The sequence below is a fragment of the Actinopolyspora lacussalsi subsp. righensis genome, from assembly GCF_900116555.1.
GTDB lineage: Bacteria > Actinomycetota > Actinomycetes > Mycobacteriales > Pseudonocardiaceae > Actinopolyspora > Actinopolyspora lacussalsi.
The window spans coordinates 253057-269858 of sequence record NZ_FPAT01000006.1 but is presented as its reverse complement, the minus strand read 5'-3'; the positions used below and the strand labels follow the sequence as shown (position 1 = coordinate 269858).

Here is a 16802-nt window from a genome sequence, read left to right as displayed (position 1 = left end):
AAGTCGGTCCAGCGGAAGACGTCAGTCCTTCAACTGCCGCTCCGCACGGCTGATCACCGAATGCACCGAGGCGTTGCCGTCACTCGTGACCCAGGAGACCCGAACGCTCGGTCGGACCTGTCTGCGCTGCAGCCGCATGGGCCGGACCACCGCGCTGCGGGCCCCCTCCGCGATCTCGTCACCGGTCCCGCTGGGATGTTCCACGACCAACGCGAACTCGTCACCACCGAAGCGGGCCACGGTGTGCTCGTCGGCGACGCTCTGCCGCAGCCTCCCCGCGATCATGGTCAACAGCTCGTCCCCCTGGGCGAAGCCGTGGTCGACGTTGAACTGTTCGAGCCTGCGGACATCCACGAGCACCAACGTGGTCAGGGTGGTCCGACAACGGGCCCGCGCCAGTGCCTGGTCGAGCCTGTCCAGCAGCAGCACCCGCCCCGGCAGGCCCGTCAACGGATCCGTCATTCCACGGGAGTGCGACACGTCGGAATCCACCGGTTGGAGGAACATCAACACCCGCTGTTGCGAACAGGTGCGGGTGGGCTGGTAGTCCATCCAGAGGTGTCCGCTCGGCTTGCCCTCCCGGGTGATCACGACGGGCGTGGACATCCGGGTGCCGGTACGCAGCACCTGGCTGGTCAGATCGGTCCAGTCGGGCAGTCGCGCTCCGGTACTGTCCCGCATCGCCCAGTCCGCCGGGCGCGAACCGGTGAGCAGATCCGTGCGATCCAGCCGCAGCAGATCCGCGGCGGCGTCGTTCGTGGCCAACACCTGACCCCGCTCGTCGGTGAGCATGAATCCGGCGGTCAGACTCATGATGAGTTCATCCCACACCCCGGTGAACTGGGATACGCCAGTGGCATAGACAACACTCATTCGGAGCTACCCTCCCCACCAGATGGAGCAGTGAATTTGAGCCTCCCCTCGTAGCGGGATCGAATTCAAGGGTTCCGACACCACACGTCATGGTGTTTTTTCGTTGAGTCACTAACACAACGTGAGCACTGTCGAATCCCGGAGACCCGAGGTGATGTTTTCGCGACGGTTCGGCGACATCGAGATGAACCGTGGCGGTCCTCCGGCGTCGTGCCCCGACCTCCTACTCTGGTTGGCATCTCGACTGCTGTCCGGGAACGCGTTCCCTCCCGAACGATCGGCCCGCCGATGGAGTCGTCCGGCTCACCGACCCGTGCCGCGGGCTCCGTCGTGCTGCGTGGCGGACCCCGCGACACTGGCACTCGGCGGCTGGGAGTTCCCGGAAGCCGAGTGGGAACGGACGCGGTTCCCGGATCGCCCGACGAACCAGCAGGACCAACAGGACGGTGGCAGTGTGCGGCCGACAACACAATTCCCCGAACGGGGATCACTTGTCAGCATGGTGTACGAACACCGAAAAATACTCTGTGTAATCGCACTGTGCGAGTTCCTCGCGGTGGTCCTCGTCTCGGCCATCGACCCGCACGCACACATCGACGGCGAGGTGTACCGACTCGGAGCACAGGCGTGGTTGAACGGGCAACCGATCTATCACGACCTACCGCCCACCGAAGTGGGGCTGCGGCTCCCGTTCATCTACCCACCGTTCGCGGCTGTCGCGTTCACACCGCTGGCACTGGTCTCCAAGACGGTCGCCGTCGCACTGATCATGTTCGTCAGCCACGTCGCCCTGCTGATCACGCTGTACGTGATCCTACGAACGGCCGACTTCTCCCCGTCGAACCGACGAACCGTCCTGCTGATCACCGCCGCGGTGCTGCCGTTGGCCACCCTCGCCGAACCGGTACGGGAAACCCTCACCTACGCACAGATCAACCTCGTGCTCATGGCGCTGGTGGCCGTCGACTGCCTGTGGCGGGCGGACGGTCACCGCAAGCTGCCGTACCCCAGGGGACTACTGCTCGGCATCGCGGCGGGACTCAAGCTCACACCCGCCGTGTTCCTGCTGTTCTTCCTGCTGCGCCGGGACCTGCGCGCGATCGTGACCACGGTGCTGACCTTCCTGGCGACCGTGGCGCTCGGTTTCCTGCTCGCATTCGACGACGCGCGCGAGTTCTGGCTGCACGAGGTGTTCGCCAGTAGCGACGTCTCGTTCGGACCGCAGTTCACGGGGGATGCCTCGATCTACGCGGGCAACGTCTCGCTGCGCTCGCTGCTGAGCAAGCTCACCGTGCCGGAACCCTGGTTGAGCGTCTGTCTCGGGGTACTGATCCTGCTGACGGCGGGCTTGGCGGTGTTCGGGATGCTGTCGGCACTGCGCGCCCGGGACGGACAGCGCCGGGACCACTCGACAGCGCTGGTGATCAACGCGGTGTTCGGCCTGCTGATCTCGCCGATCTCCTGGTCGCACCACTGGGTCTGGATAGTGCCGGGATTGGTGCTGCTGTTCGGACGTGGGTACACGCGGCGCGACTGGCCACTGCTGCTCTCGCTGGGTCTCGCGGTGGAGCTCTACCTGATCGGTCCGCACTGGCTGGTTCCGCAGGGTGACGGCAAGGAGCTCACGTGGAACTTCTTCGAACACCTGCTCGGCAACGCCTACGTGTACCTGGGAGTCGGTTTCCTGGTCTACCACGCGTTCCTCGGCTGGAAAGCCCGGTACTCGAGTTCCGAGGCGAGAACACCGGTTTCCGCGGCGACGAGTCCCGATCAGGCGAGTTCCGGTCAACGGCCGGTTTCCGAGGACTCCGGTCCCGCGGGGAGCGCGAGAGCGACCGCGCCGGACGGACACGGCGGTTGAATCGCCGCCGGAGCGGCGCTCCCGCACGTGCGGCTCCCTGACGCGGCGACCTAGTCCGAGACGACAATCGGGGCCGGGGAGTTCCCAGCTCCCCGGCCCCGATAACGCCGCCCCGCGGCTACCGACAATCGCCAAGCGGCTCCGCGAGGGCGGCAGGACGCGTACTTCCGGGGTGGTCAGTCCCGGTCGTACGCGTGCGGCGACCCCGCCATGACGCTCACACGGCACCGACCTTCGGCATACCGTTGGCATCCAGGGCGGGCAGTGGATAGGTGTGCCCGTCGAGCAGCGGCAGCGCCATCATCGTCGCCGGTGCGGCACCACGGGCGGTGGGCCGCTCGCGGAACGGGTTGGAAGTCACCTGCTGGCGCTCCGGCATCGCGGCGGCCAACTCGTCCAGCTCGCGCACCACCACACGCGAGAGTTCGGGACGCTCGCTGAAGAAGACCTCGTCCTCCTCGGCTTCGTACGCCGGGATGACGGTGGTGGCCTCGATACTCAACTCGCGTGCGATGCGGGAGAAGCCGCCGGTCTCGACGTTGCCGTCGAAGGCGTTGAACTCGCCCAACGGCTCGGCGAGCTCGGCCCCGTCCGAACCGTTCGCCGAATCCGGAGTGGCGACCAGGAGTTCCGGCGCCACCAGGGTGGGGACCTGCTCGGCTCGCTGATGCGCCTCGTTCGGCAGCCGGAGCGGCTCGGCCTCCTCGGCGGGGCGCTCGACGCCGGAACTCGCCGACAGCGCCGAGCGCAGCAGCTCACGCGGCACCGCTCGCAGATCGGGCCCGGTGTCCAGCCCGGACGAGGTGAGATCGATCGAATCGGTGAGCAGCAGCCCCGGCGAGTTGCGCGACCGCGCGGCCGGACCGGCCTGGACGATCCCCTCGCCGCGTGGGGCGGCCAGTTCGGGAGCCACGGCGGGATCGGTGTGCGGTGTGACCAGCGCGAGGGGCAGCGTCTCTGTGGTGCTCTCGTCGACGTGCGGCTGGGCATCGACTCGCTTCCGGGCGTCGACGAGCGTGTCGACGACCCCGCCGATCGGCCCGGACCAGCTCAACGAGCGGTGGAAGCCGTCCGCCGGTTTGGTCTCCTGGGCCGCGTGCCTTCCCCGGGAGCGTTCCCTGGGCTGAGCCTCGACACGGTCGGTGGTTCCGAGCGGAGCGGAACGTGCCACATCCGTGCGCCAGGACAGCTCCGGCAACCCGGTGGACGGCCCCGAACGGGGAGGTTCCACCGGCAGGCGTTCCGCCGATTCCGCACGAGGCGGGATCCAGTGCTGCCGGGCGGTCTGCTCGACGGTCCGCTCGACATCGGGCTCCGGCGCATCGGTGATGCGCGGGATCCGCTGGGTGCGCTCGTTGTCGACCTCGGGTGGGACGTCGCGTATGGGTTCGATGACGCCGACGAGGGTGTCGGCAGTGGCGTTGGCGACCGTGTCCCGGAGCGGGTCCTTGCCGTCCTCCGGGAACAACTCACCGGCGAAGCACAGCCCACTGCGGCTGGGGGTGCCGTCTCCGGCCGCTTCCGCGGGAGTCAGCGGGTCACCGAGCGGTGAGGTGGGACGATCCGGGCAGTTCCCGGACGCCGCGGCCACGCCGGTACCGGCCGCGAGCATTCCGCCGGTCACCAGCGCTGCTTGCACGCCTCGCCTTGCCCAAGTCTGCATGGAACTCTCCTCCGATTCCTTTCCCGCGATACAGGAGTGCCCCTGCACGCAAGCTTTGTGAGAACTGCGATTGCTGAATGACCCGATCGAGCGAGCCCGGATTCCGGTTCCGGTAACACTCGGGGTCGAAGTCGCGGAGGGCGAAAAACACTGCTCGGGTGTGACGGTGAGTGGAGATCACTCGAACCGGCCCGAGACGGTCCGCCACGGCGGACCGAGAATCAGTCGGGAGTGGTACCCGGTTGCGGTCCCTCGGAGCTCGCGGGGTCGTAAACATTGGCGCGCGTTATGGCGCCGGGTGAGGGGACGGCGGACCGTGAAACGGGAAGCGAGTCCCCGAGACCGTAGCCGCCGTGCGAGCCGCCGCCGGAGGTGTTGGCATCCGTGTCGCAGCCGCAGTCACCGGACGGGAAAGGAAGTTTCCCGCCACGATTCTCCGTGGGCGAACCGTCGCGTTCGGAGCGCGATTCGTGGTTCAGCCAAGCGATGTTCCGGTCGATCGCGGCGAACGCCGCCGCTTCCCGGGAGTCGGATTCGGAACCGGACGCGCCGGAGTCGTTCGGCCCGGTCTCGTCGGAGGTGTCACCGGGATGCGCGGCGGACACATCGTCGTCGGGTAGTACCGCCGTGCCACCGATCTCGCCGGAGACTTCGTCCGGAACGTCGCCCGGTGCTTCCCCGGAGACCGTTTCGCGCAGCGAGTCGTGCAGCCGCCCCAGACCCGACTCGACCGTTCCGGTGAGCGATTCCTCGCCCGTTGTCCCGGAAACCACGGTGCCCGCCACTCGTTCGACGGGGCGCAGCAACGGATCGACCTCACGTCGCGCGGTCCGCAGTCCGTCGGAAACCGAGCCGGACAGCCGCTCGGTGGTTCCCCGGAGTCCGTCGCGATCCAGCACAGTCCCCAGTGGATCGGTTTCTTTTCCGATCACCTTTCCGCCGTCCGATTCCGCGGAAACGGTCAGGGAGGTTCGAACTCGATCACCTCGGGCCCGATCAGTTCGGAATGGGCCGGTTTCGGCCCGGTCTACCTCGGCCGGTTCGCCCGATGCTCGGGTCGCCGTACCGCTCCCGACGGCACCGCCGACCGGATCCACCGTGGTGGTTCGAGCGGAAGCTTCGAGCCCCAGCGCCCGGGGGAGTGTCGACACCGGACCCGACTGGCCCGTACCCGACTCCACGCGGGATTCGGCCCGCTCGGCGTCGTAGCGATCGTGCGCCTCGGAACCACCCGTTCCCGAGCCGGGAGAGTGGTCGTCGACGTGTCGGATCAGCGCCCCGACCTGGCGGAGCGTACCGTCCTCGGAAGGTTGCTCGACCGCCACGGCCTGCACGGATCCGAAGAACCAGGCAGCGGAAACACCGGCCACGGTTCCCCCGACAGCGACCAGCGCACGGGACAGCCACCGCCGTTGGCGGTCGGCCGTCACACACTGCTCGCCATCGAACATGAACTCCGCAGCCTCCTCGGGACGACATTCCCGCCGGGACGGACCCGGACGAGGAAAGGCGGTCGAGCACCGGCCGATCCTCGCGTGCGGTCCATCGCCACGCCGGTCGAGGAACAACGTTCCGTCGAGCCGACGGACAACCGGACCGGAGCACGCCCAGCGGATTGCCGACGATCACTCTTCCAAAGACATCCCCCGGTTCGCATTCATTCAGCGCTCGGTTCGTCACATCGTGTGACAGGCCGGTATGCCGCGTACGTCCCGAACCGGACACGGCACAACCGGAGCCGTGAGTCACCACCGTGATCCACCACATGCGTATACGGTTGCGGTGTGAGCGCCTTCAAGGTCACGGATTCGGACGAAGCCGCCAGGGTTCCGGTCGCGATACGGGCAACGGCAGCCCTCAGCTGGCGGGTGTTGGTCATTCTCGGCATGCTGTACGCCCTCGGATGGCTGGTGGGCAGGCTGTCCGTGGTCGTCATCCCGGTGGCCATCGCGCTGCTGCTGTCCGCGCTGCTGGCTCCGGCCGTGGCGGCACTGTCCAGATTGCGCGTACCGCGCGGACTGGCCACCGCGGTCGTACTGGTCGGCGGACTCGCCGCCTTGGGCGGCATCCTCACCTTCGTCATCAACGCGTTCATCGCGGGTCTGCCCGACCTGCAACGACAACTGATGGCCAGCCTGGACACCATCCGGGAGTGGGCGGCCACCGGTCCACTGCACCTCGGTGAGGCGCAGATCAACAGATACGTGGACCAGGTCGGGAACTGGCTGCAGGACAACCAGCAGCGAATCACCAGCGGAGCGCTGGCCACGGCCACCACCTTCGGCAGCTTCCTTACCGGGATGCTGCTGATGCTGTTCACCTTGATCTTCTTCCTGCACGACGGCAGGCGGATCTGGCTGTTCCTGCTGGGGCCGATGCCGGAACCGTTGCGCTCCCGGCTCGATCTGGCGGGAACGAGGGGATTCGACTCGCTGATCGGCTACATCCGGGCGACCGGCCTGGTGGCCGTCGGTGACGCGTTGGGCATCGGGATCGGGTTGGCCATAATAGGTGTGCCGCTGGTGGTGCCGCTGGCGGCGCTGGTGTTCCTCGCGGCGTTCATCCCGATCGTCGGTGCCGTGGCGTCCGGAGCGGTCGCGATACTCGTCGCCCTGGTCGCCGAGGGGCCGATCGCGGCGCTGCTGACGCTCGGGGTGGTGCTCGGCGTGCAGCAGCTCGAGGGCAACGTGCTGCAGCCGCTGCTGATAGGCCGTGCGGTGCGGCTGCACCCGCTCGCCGTGGTGCTGGCGATCAGCGTGGGAGCCATAGTGGCGGGCATCATCGGCACGCTGCTGGCCGTACCGGTGCTGGCGGTGCTCAACTCCGCCGTCCGCGCGCTTTACGAGGGCGACGGGCAGGCGGAACCGGCCACCGCCACAGTGGAAGGCGGTCGGGAACCCCCCGAAAGCGACAGCGAAGAGCCCGCACCCGAATGATTCGGTCGAATTCGGTTCGCCCCGCGTAGCTGATCGGGTAGCCGTCACGTGAGTCGGCGCCTTGCCGCGTTGGGCCGCTCTTGAGTAGCGACCTACGCGGCGAGCGGCCCGGCCTCGCAATGCATCCGACTCACGCACCGGGGACACGTGCGCTGCGACCCGCACGGTCACTTCCCGACAGCGCTCCCGAGGGCGACGATTTCGCGAGAAATCGCCGCACCGCTGGGCGAGGTACGCCGGTCCCTAACCCCGACCACTTCCGCAGGCCGAACCCCAATCATGCAAGCAATCGGCACCGCCGCGGGCTCTCCGGTGCGGCTCTCGCGAGGAAGGCCCGACGTTGTGTAGGTCGCTACCCGATGTCGGGCCTCCCCGCAGCGAGAGTCGTGCCAGAGGTTCCGCCACCCGTACCGCTACGCAACGGGCGAGGGGAGAACGCTCACGCAAGGCTGACGGCGTTGCGCCCGCCCGCCTTGGCGGCGAGGAGGGCCGCGTCGGCGGCCACCAGCAGGTCCTCCAGTTCGTAGCCCAGCCGCTCGGTGGCGGCCACACCGATGCTGACGGTGAGATCGTCGAGTTCACGATGTACTCCTCGCGTGTCCCGGGCGGGTACGGACAGCGAGGCGGTGGAACTCCGGATGCGGTAGGCGATCTCGCAAGCGGCCGGGATATCTGCGTCGGGTAACAGCACGACGAACTCCTCGCCGCCGAAGCGCCCCACCAGGTCACCCTTGCGGACACTGCCGCGCAGCATCAACGCCATCGAGGCCAGCGCGGCGTCTCCAGCCAGGTGTCCGAGCTCGTCGTTGACGCGCTTGAAGTGATCGAGATCGAGCAGCAGGATCGCGGCCCGCTGTTGCCGGGAACTCGCCCTGCCCAGCTCCGCGCGTGCCAGTTTGTCCCAGTGGACCGCGTTTACGAGTCCGGTCTTGCCGTCCCGTTGTGCCGAGCGCCGCCACTGCGGTAGTTGACCGGCCATGTCCAGCAACGCCATCGGTGGTGCGGCGAGCAACGCACTGGCCGGGTGAAGCTCCATCGCCACCGCCAGCAGGATGCCGAGTGCGGCGGCGACGATACCGAGCAGGACATCGATCGGATCCCCCAGGAACTCGGCCCTGGTCGCCCGTGGTCTGCGCAGTCGGAGCCCGAGCGCCACGATCGCGGCCCGAAGCAGCAGCAGGGTGGCCGAACCGGCGACCAGCAGCAGAGGGTTCCACCGCGGCTCGTGCCATCCGACGACCGCGCGGGCCGCGAACGTGGCCGAAACGGTGGCGGCGGTGACGAACATCCACCGGTACGACTCGCCGCGCACGTCGAGCACCCCGTGCAGGGCGGGACCCAGCAACAACAGCACGAGCAGGTTCGGCGGCAGCGTGAGCATGCCGGTGACGAGATAGCAGATGTGGATCGTCCAGGGGTCCCGGCGCACCTCGTCGCGCAGCTGGATGGACAACGAGGTGCCGACGATCACGACGCCGGCGGTGAACGCGAGCATCCCGAAGCGGTGCAGCGTGTCGGACGTCGGAGGAGCGGTGGTCAGGATGACCGCGAACACCAACGACACGGCCACGACCTGCACCGCGAGTACGTAGACCAGCGCCGCGGGCCTGAGCCTCCACAATGGCCAGTACCCCATGAAACTCACTCCTCCCCTGCCGGGAGCCTCGCACAGATCCGGTCGGGTTCGAAGCCACACCCTGTGCCGCGTTCGATCCGAAGCGTCGATCACACGCGGAACCCCGTTTCCCGTTGGATGTCCGAGGTGATCGACTGGTTCCGTTCGGTGAACCCATCGGTCCGATGACGGCGTCGACAGCGGTCATCGGGAGCCCGTTCCGAACGTCGTTGTCGCTCCGGAAACGGTCCTCGGGCTGGGACGGGTCTGTCGTGGCCGCGGGGAACGCGCCGTTCCGTGCGATCGATAATCGGTTCGCCCACGCCGCACTAAGGCGAATAAGATTCATGCTTGGCTGGTTCGCACGTCACGACGTGCGGAGAAGAGTCACGGCGCGGGGCGAAAACCGGCGCGAAGGTCCTGGAGCGAACTCCGCGAAGGCTGGAACGAGGAGCCCGGCGCGCTCGTCGATACGTATGGCCCTGGCAAGTTCGCCGGAAAGGAACGCCGAAGAGTGGGCAGCACGACCAGCGACAGCACGGACGGACACCGAAACCGAACCCTGTGGCCGAGAATGTGGCGAACACTCACGACGACAGGCGAATCCCCACACACCACGACGAACCGGAACGGACAGCTGGAAGCGGTCCCGGACGGTCGCATCCCGCTCTGGCGGGCACACAACGGACTACGCGTGATGACCCTGATCTACGCTTTCGTGTGGTTCCTGGTCATGCTGCCCGACTACCGCGAACCGGTGCTGGGTTCCGTGATCATGGCATCGATGGTGGCCTGGACCGCGTTCACCATCTGGCGCTACAGCAAACCGTCGGGCCGCACGAAACGACTGGTGCTGCTGGACCAGTTCGTCACGACGGGACTGTTCGGGCTCTGCTACTTCGTACTCACCGAGCACCAGCTGGAACAGGGACTGCCGACCGTGGTCACCATGTGGCACGCCTCGATGGTCACCGCCGCGGCGGTACGGTGCGGCATGCCGGGAGGGTTCGTGAGCGGCGCGGCCGCGGCGTCGGCCAATTTCGCCATGCGCGGTTACATCGATCCCAACATGTGGATGGACACGGCGCTGCACCTGGTGATCGGACTGCTGCTGGGGCTCGCCTCGGAAACCGCCAAGCGTTCCACCCAGCGGCTGGCCAGAGCACTGCGCGCCGAGGCGGCCACGGCCGAACGCGAGCGGTTGGCACGCGACATCCACGACAGCGTGCTCCAGGTGCTGGCACGAGTGCGACGCCGGGGTGGTGAGCTCGGCGGCGAAGCCGCCGAACTGGCCACCATGGCCGGTGAGCAGGAGACGGCGCTGCGCGCCCTGGTCTCCACCGGCCCGGCAGAACGCGGCGGTACGAGCACGGACCTGGCCGCGCGCCTCCGAGCGTTCGAGGGCACGGGGGTCAACGTCTCGGTACCCGCCACCGAGGTCACGCTGCCCGCGGAAACGGTCACCACCCTGTACTCGGTCACCAGCGAGGCCCTCCAGAACGTCGCGGAGCACGCGGGACCGGAAGCACACGCCTGGATCCTGCTGGAGGATCTGGGGTCCGAGATCGTGCTCAGCGTCCGGGACAACGGTCCCGGTATTCCGGAAGGCAGGCTGGAGGAAGCGGTCGCCGCGGGCAGGATGGGAGTAGCGCAGTCGATCCGTGGCCGGGTGGAGAGTCTCGGTGGGACTGTCACGTTGGACACCTCGGCCGGTGAGGGCACCGAATGGGAAATCCATCTCACTCGCGCCGATTCGCGGGACCGGGCCGTGCACAGTGGTGCACGGGAACGCGGGAATTACTGAGGAGCGAGAACATGACGGGATCGGAGATTTCGGTGATGGTGGTCGACGACCACCCGATCTGGCGAGACGGAGTGGCGCGGGACCTCACCGAACGGGGATTCCGCATCAGCGCCACCACCGGCGACGCGGTCTCGGCACTGCGCATCTCACGGACCGTGCACCCGGACGTGGTGCTGATGGACCTCAATCTGGGCGACACCTCCGGGGTGGAGGCGACCCGCCAGATCACCCAGGAAATACCCGGAACCAGGGTCCTGGTGCTGTCGGCCAGTGGCGAGCACGCCGACGTGCTGGAGGCCGTCAAGGCCGGGGCCTCGGGGTACCTGGTCAAGTCGGCCTCCGTGGACGAGCTGGTGGACGCGGTACGACGCACCTCGGTGGGAGACGCGGTGTTCACCGCCGGTCTGGCGGGCCTGGTGCTCGGTGAGTACCGGCGGATGGCGGTCACCCCGGACGACTCGGATCCGGACCCGCCGCGGCTGACCGAACGGGAAACGGACGTGCTGCGGCAGGTCGCCAAGGGCCTGACCGCACGCCAGATCGCGAACAAGCTGGTGATCTCGCACCGCACGGTCGAGAACCACGTGCAGTCCACACTGCGCAAGCTGCAGCTGCACAACCGGGTGGAACTCGCCCGCTACGCGATCGAGCACGGGCTCGACCAGGAGGGCGAGGCTCCACCGGATTGAAGCCTCCCCGAACCGGTGGAGCTTCGTGCGCACGACGAGTCGCCGCTGGATTCATTCGAACGCCGCACGCGCCGCCGCCTTGGCTCCGGCGGCGTCCGACGCGGCGAGCGCTGCCTCGGCGGCTCGTTCACAGGCTCGCAGCGAGGCACCGGCAACCGCCGACCCCACGGCGGGAACGGCCGTGGCGACCATGGAAAGACTGCTCACGCCCAGCCCCACGAGTACCCGGCCGAGCAGCGGATCGGCGGCCGCTTCACCACAGACCCCGACCGACTTGCCCGTCTCGCCCCCGGCACGACCGATCATCGCGATCAACCGCAGCAGGGCGGGCTGCCAGGGGTCGTTCAGCCCCGCCAGCGCGCCGAGCTGCCGATCGGCGGCGAACACGTACTGCGCCAGGTCGTTGGTACCGATGCTGACGAAGTCGACCGCTTCGAGCAGTTCTCCGGCGATCAACGCCGCCGCGGGCACCTCGACCATCGCACCGACGCGGGCTATCCCTGCCGTCCTGGCACGTTCGGCGAACCAGGCGGCCTCCTCCGGGGTGGCCACCATGGGAGCCATCACCGAGACGTCCGCCCCCGAGTCACCGGCGGCCGCCGCGATGGCGGCCAGTTGCCGGTCCAGCACCTCCGGCCGGTCGAACGCCACCCGCAACCCGCGCACACCCAGCGCCGGGTTGGGCTCGGCACCGGTTTCCAGGAATCCCAACGGTTTGTCGGCACCCGCGTCCAGGGTGCGCACCACGACGGGTTTCCCGGCGAACGGTTCTAGCACCTCCGCGTAAGCCGCCCGCTGGGTGGCGACGTCCGGTTCGTCCTCGGCCGCGAGGTAGCAGAACTCGGTACGGAACAGCCCGACTCCCTCGGCCCGCGCGGAGACGGCTGCCGCCGTGTCCGCGGCCGCGCCCACGTTGGCGAGGATCTTGACCCGGCTCCCGTCCGAGGTGCCGCCGCTGCCGGTCCAGTTCGCCGTGTCGGCCCGTTCGGCGGCGCGGACCTCGACCCGCTCCTCCGACAGTCCGACCGCCCCGCTGTCGCCGTCGACCTCGGCAGCGATCGCGGAGGTCCCGGCGAGCAGTCCGCGCACCGCCACCACGGCGGGGATTCCCAACGAGCGGGCGAGAATCGCGGTGTGACTGGTGGGGCCGCCCTCCTCGGTCACCAGGGCCAGCACGAGGTCCGGATCCAGATCAGCGGTGTCCGCGGGCGCCAGGTCCCGCGCGAGCAGCACGCTGGGCTCCAGCAGGGTGGGAACGCCGGGAGGCCGCACACCGAGCAGTTCGGCGATGATCCGGTCCCGCACGTCGTGCACGTCACGCACCCGTTCGGCCAGGTAACCACCGGTGGCCCGCAGGGACTCCGCGAACTCGTCGGCGGCTTCCAGCACGGCCCGCGGTGCGGGCACCGCGCGCTGGCTCACGAGCTGCTCGGCGCGCGAGCTCAACGAGGGATCCATCGCCATCGCGGCGGTGGTCTCCAGGACGGCCTTGGCGTCTCCCTCGACGCCCGCGGCGCGTGCGAACAGTCCGTCGGCCACGGCTTGGGCGGCGGGTGAGATCCGCGCGGCCTCGGCTCCCGGATCCGTCACGGCGGGGGAGGCGGGGGGTTCGGGCAGGGGCTCGGCGACCCGGACCACCGGGCCGGCGGCCTGACCGTTGCTGACGCCGACACCACTCAATCGCAACATGGTCTAGACCATACCTTTCGGCTAGCTGTTCCCGCGACGCCGAACCTCCCGACGCCGTACGGGCTCACGGGACCACGAAACCCGTTCGAACGAAACAGTGACCACTCGGCCGGACAGGAACAACTCGGACAGGGACAACTCGGCGTGCGAGGGAACTTACTTCACTCGAACGAACCAGCGGGCTGCCGACAATAGGTAACTCATGAGTAGCCGCACGGATCCCTGTCCCTCGTACTGACCAGCAGGCTGGAGACATGACACAACGAAACGTGACACACTCGCGAACCGTCGAACACTCCCGAGCACACCTCGCCGGCCCGGCCCGGCGGGTTCACCGGCTCTCGCTGGGTGAACCGGTGGACACCAGCTTCGTCCCCCCGGAAGCCGTCCCGAGGGCGGCCACCACGGATTCCACCACGGCTGACCACTCGAGCCGGGAAAGCGGGAGCACGGTCACCACCGGACCGAAGAACACCAGGTTGACACTCGTGACCCGGCTCCCGTACCGCACCGGACGGTTACGCAGATACCACGCGGACGGAAGGCATCGGAGAGTCCGCCCTTCACCCGGCGGATCAGGCTGAGCGCTCTCGCACGATTCGCGTATTTCGAACCGAATCCACCCGTTAACCACACCCCCGTTCGGGGGTTATTGGGAACGGAATCGCACCGTTTTCGGGTTCCTCGGGGTCACACTGGAATGGTTGCAGCTCGTCGATATCGCGCCATCGGCGATCGCAACAGCCGGGCCGGTCGTAACGCCCCCCGTACGGCCGGCCCCGGTCCTCGGCTCCGTGGCGGACTAACGCCGCCGGTCCTCCCGGAACGGGAGCCGGCGGGAGGTCCCGCCGGCCGAACATTCCCGAAGACCGGGCGGAGGCCGCGATCAGGAGTCACGCAACCGCAACGCCCGAAGCGCACCGTTCACAAGGCCCGGTTCGCTCTCCGGTAGCGCCGCGGGAGCGTGCGTCGCCGCGGCCTCGCGCACGGCCTCGGCCGAAGGGTTGACCGCCGACCAGGAACCGATCACCACGGTGGGAACCGTCTCGTTGCCATCGGCGAGTTCCCGGACAGCGGCGGCCGCCCGTTCGTCCTGCCAGATGTCGGTCTCCTCGAAGCTCACGCCGTGTCTGCGCAGTCCGGCGCGCAACGAGATGCAGAACGGGCAGCCCGGGCGGGTGTAGACCAGCACGTTGCCGTCCTTCCCGGCTTCCCCGTTCGCCCGGTGCTCCCCGTCAACAGCGTGCTCCCCGTCAACAGCGTGGTTCGGGCTCTCCCCGCTCGGTCGCACGGCCCGCTCGTCGGAATCACTGGGGTTCTGTCGCCACGACATCGGCCACCTCCGGCTCACTCGTCGTCCTTCTTCGGTACCGCCTCGGGCTCCCGCGTCACGCTCTCGCGAGATCACCGTAGACGCGGCGTGATGTTCACTCGAGCTTCTCGGCACCGTGGGCCGACTCCGGCGGCGGTTTCCGACCGCCGAACGCCCCGCTCCACGGTTGGAACACTCCGATCAGCGCACCGATTCCGGCTCCGCTTCGTTTCCGGCCTCCGCTTCGGAGCGGCCGCCCCGTCGCCACGACCGGCGCGGCTTTCCGGGTGCCCACCATGACGCATCACCCAGCAACCGCAGCAAAGCGGGTACGAGGATCATTCGCACCACGGTGGCGTCCAACAGCAGCGCCACGATCATTCCCACCCCGATGAACCGCATCATCGTGACGCTGGAAAACGCGAAGGCTCCGGTGACCACTATCAGCAGCAGCGCGGCGGCGGTGATCATCCGGCCGGTCCTGGCCAGCCCGGTGCGCACCGCGTCGGACGTGTCGGCACCGTGGGCGCGCGCCTCGGCCATCCTGGAGAGCAGGAAGACCTCGTAGTCGGTGGACAACCCGAACACGACCGAGGCCATCAGTACGACGATGCCTACCGACATGGGGGCGGGAGTGACGTTGATCAGTCCGGCACCGTGTCCGTCGACGAAGATCCAGGTGAGCACCCCGAAGGTCGCGGAGAGGCTGAGCACGCTCAGCATCACGGCCTTGATCGGCAGCAGTACCGAGCCGAACGCCAGGAACATCAGCACCAACGTCGCCCCGACGAGCAGCACCGCCACCCACGGCAGGGTTTCCACGGTGTCGCGCAGACTGTCCAGGTTCAGCGCGGTGGTACCGCCGACCAGCACCTCGGTGTCGGGTGGCGGAGGCAACGATCTGATCTCGTCGATGGCGTCGTTGGCCCGCTGGCCGAACGTATCCGTCTCCAACCCCGCCTTGAGCACCACGACCCCGTCCCGGCCGCCCGCGACACGCGCCTGGCCGATACCGGGAACCCCGCCGACGGCATCACCGAAGGAGGCGACCCGCTGCCGTGGGGGCGCGTTCCGGCCGCCGTCCAGCACGATCCGAACGTTGTCACTGCTCATCGCGGGAAAATCCGCCCGCAGCCTCTCGATTCCCTGCCTGGCGGGATCGTCCTTCGGCAGGATCCGCTCGTCCGGGGTGCCGAACTTGGTCCCCAGGAACGGCGCTCCCAGCAGCAACAGCACGGCGAGGATCGGGAAAGCCGTCAGCATCGGACGTTTCATCACCGCGTCGGCGAACCGGTACCAGCCACGCCCGGGTTCGGCGTCGGTTCTACGCTCGCGGCGCCAGGGCACCGCGAGCTTGTCCACCCGGGAGCCGAGCATGCCGAGCACGGCGGGCAGCACCGTCAACGAGATCACCGCGGCCAACGCCACCGAGGACATCCCGCCGTACGCCAGTGAGCGCAGGAAGCTCTGCGGGAACAACAACAGGCTGCCCAACGCGATCACCAGCAGCGTGGCGGAGAACGCGACGGTACGGCCCGCGGTCGCCACGCTACGGCGCACGGCCGCCCCGGTGGAGTTGCCCGCCGCGAGCTCCTCGCGGAACCGACCGACCACGAACAGGCCGTAGTCGATCGCCAGTCCCAGCCCGAGCAGGCTGGCCACGTTGACCGCGAAGATGTTGACGTCGGCGAACAGCGTGATCAGGCGCAGCAGCCCCAGCGAACCGAGCACGGCGGCACCGCCGACCAGCACGGGTAGGGCCGCCGCGACGAGACCACCGAATACGATCACCAGCAGTACCAGCACCACGGGGAGCGAGACGGCCTCGGCCATCGCCAGATCGTGCTTGGAATGCCTGCTCATCGACGCCTGCAGCGGGACGCTCCCCGCGACGTCGGTGCTCGCTCCGGCCACGTCGAGCCGATCGGCTATCCGCTCGTAGGCGCCGGTCTTGTCCCCCTCGCCACCCGCGAGTCGGATGGTGGCCAGCCCCGTGGTGTGGTCCGCATCGGTCAGCGCGGGGTTCGGGGTGCTCCAGTAGGAGTTGACCTCCCGCACGGCGGAGTCGGGCAGGTCGGCGAGCGTGCTCCGGATTCGTTCACTCAGCTCGGGGTTGTCAACGGTCCCCCGGTCCACGCTGTAGAGCACCACCACGTCGCCGCTGGAACCGAGTACCCGCTCGGCCCGTCGCTGCGCCTCCGCCGCCTCGCTGTCGGGTGACTCGTAACCGCCCTGGGATAATCGGTCGAACACCCCGAAACCCCAGACTCCGCCCGTGATGACCACCAACAGTACTGTCACCAGCACCGGGAGCCTGCGCCGATACGCGAGGGATCCCCAGGAAGCGAACACACGGACCT

Annotated in this window: 11 protein-coding genes; 4 read left to right on the top strand and 7 right to left on the bottom strand. The window is 68.4% G+C overall.

The genetic code is table 11. From position 1 onward, the window contains the following. Positions 1-21: 21 nt before the first annotated feature. The gene (locus tag BM394_RS13365; RefSeq protein WP_092929896.1) at positions 22-873 is read right to left on the bottom strand and encodes a GGDEF domain-containing protein; all 852 of its coding nucleotides are present in this window, start codon (positions 871-873) and stop codon (positions 22-24) included. Positions 874-1372: 499 nt separating this feature from the next. On the opposite strand from BM394_RS13365, the gene BM394_RS13360 reads away from it, so the two are divergent. Beyond that, the gene (locus BM394_RS13360; RefSeq protein WP_092978384.1) at positions 1373-2734 is read left to right on the top strand and encodes a glycosyltransferase 87 family protein; all 1362 of its coding nucleotides are present in this window, start codon (positions 1373-1375) and stop codon (positions 2732-2734) included. 217 nt (positions 2735-2951) lie between these two features. On the opposite strand, the gene BM394_RS13355 is transcribed toward BM394_RS13360, so the two are convergent. Both BM394_RS13355 and BM394_RS13350 read right to left on the bottom strand, forming a co-directional pair. Next, the gene (locus tag BM394_RS13355; RefSeq protein WP_139235218.1) at positions 2952-4397 is read right to left on the bottom strand and encodes a hypothetical protein; all 1446 of its coding nucleotides are present in this window, start codon (positions 4395-4397) and stop codon (positions 2952-2954) included. A 221-nt stretch (positions 4398-4618) separates the two neighbouring features. After that, the gene (locus tag BM394_RS13350) at positions 4619-5848 is read right to left on the bottom strand and encodes a hypothetical protein (protein WP_092978222.1); all 1230 of its coding nucleotides are present in this window, start codon (positions 5846-5848) and stop codon (positions 4619-4621) included. A 333-nt stretch (positions 5849-6181) separates the two neighbouring features. Here BM394_RS13350 and BM394_RS13345 point away from each other — a divergent pair, with 333 nt between their 5' ends. Then, positions 6182-7333: an AI-2E family transporter gene (locus BM394_RS13345; protein ID WP_092978220.1), complete on the top strand. Its 1152-nt coding sequence runs from the start codon at positions 6182-6184 to the stop codon at positions 7331-7333. 439 nt (positions 7334-7772) lie between these two features. Here BM394_RS13345 and BM394_RS13340 read toward each other — a convergent pair whose 3' ends face one another. Then, positions 7773-8969 (bottom strand): GGDEF domain-containing protein, encoded by a 1197-nt coding sequence (locus tag BM394_RS13340; protein ID WP_092978382.1) that lies wholly within the window; start codon positions 8967-8969, stop codon positions 7773-7775. A gap of 616 nt (positions 8970-9585) precedes the next feature. On the opposite strand from BM394_RS13340, the gene macS reads away from it, so the two are divergent. Together macS and BM394_RS13330 are read left to right on the top strand one after the other, a co-directional pair. Then, positions 9586-10752 carry a MacS family sensor histidine kinase gene (gene macS, locus BM394_RS13335; protein WP_425427661.1) on the top strand — a complete coding sequence of 389 codons (1167 nt, stop codon included), beginning with the start codon at positions 9586-9588 and terminating at the stop codon, positions 10750-10752. 11 nt (positions 10753-10763) lie between these two features. After that, positions 10764-11441 carry a response regulator gene (locus tag BM394_RS13330; RefSeq protein ID WP_092929906.1) on the top strand — a complete coding sequence of 226 codons (678 nt, stop codon included), beginning with the start codon at positions 10764-10766 and terminating at the stop codon, positions 11439-11441. 51 nt (positions 11442-11492) lie between these two features. Here the strand turns inward: BM394_RS13330 and ptsP are convergent, their stop codons facing one another. From ptsP to BM394_RS13310, 3 genes are all read right to left on the bottom strand, one after another. Further along, the gene (gene ptsP, locus BM394_RS13325) at positions 11493-13130 is read right to left on the bottom strand and encodes a phosphoenolpyruvate--protein phosphotransferase (RefSeq protein ID WP_092978218.1); all 1638 of its coding nucleotides are present in this window, start codon (positions 13128-13130) and stop codon (positions 11493-11495) included. A gap of 886 nt (positions 13131-14016) precedes the next feature. After that, positions 14017-14322 (bottom strand): glutaredoxin family protein, encoded by a 306-nt coding sequence (locus BM394_RS13315; protein WP_342752610.1) that lies wholly within the window; start codon positions 14320-14322, stop codon positions 14017-14019. A 321-nt stretch (positions 14323-14643) separates the two neighbouring features. Further along, positions 14644-16743 carry an MMPL family transporter gene (locus BM394_RS13310; RefSeq protein ID WP_245780170.1) on the bottom strand — a complete coding sequence of 700 codons (2100 nt, stop codon included), beginning with the start codon at positions 16741-16743 and terminating at the stop codon, positions 14644-14646. Positions 16744-16802: the final 59 nt, after the last annotated feature.

Bases quoted from the DNA above. Each gene is read 5' to 3' on its own strand.
- BM394_RS13330 (WP_092929906.1), top strand. From the start codon at position 10,764: ATGACGGGATCGGAGATTTCGGTGATGGTGGTCGACGACCACCCGATC.
- BM394_RS13365 (WP_092929896.1), bottom strand. From the start codon at position 873: ATGAGTGTTGTCTATGCCACTGGCGTATCCCAGTTCACCGGGGTGTGG.
- BM394_RS13340 (WP_092978382.1), bottom strand. From the start codon at position 8,969: ATGGGGTACTGGCCATTGTGGAGGCTCAGGCCCGCGGCGCTGGTCTAC.
- BM394_RS13350 (WP_092978222.1), bottom strand. From the start codon at position 5,848: ATGTTCGATGGCGAGCAGTGTGTGACGGCCGACCGCCAACGGCGGTGG.
- BM394_RS13355 (WP_139235218.1), bottom strand. From the start codon at position 4,397: ATGCAGACTTGGGCAAGGCGAGGCGTGCAAGCAGCGCTGGTGACCGGC.
- ptsP (WP_092978218.1), bottom strand. From the start codon at position 13,130: ATGTTGCGATTGAGTGGTGTCGGCGTCAGCAACGGTCAGGCCGCCGGC.
- BM394_RS13360 (WP_092978384.1), top strand. From the start codon at position 1,373: ATGGTGTACGAACACCGAAAAATACTCTGTGTAATCGCACTGTGCGAG.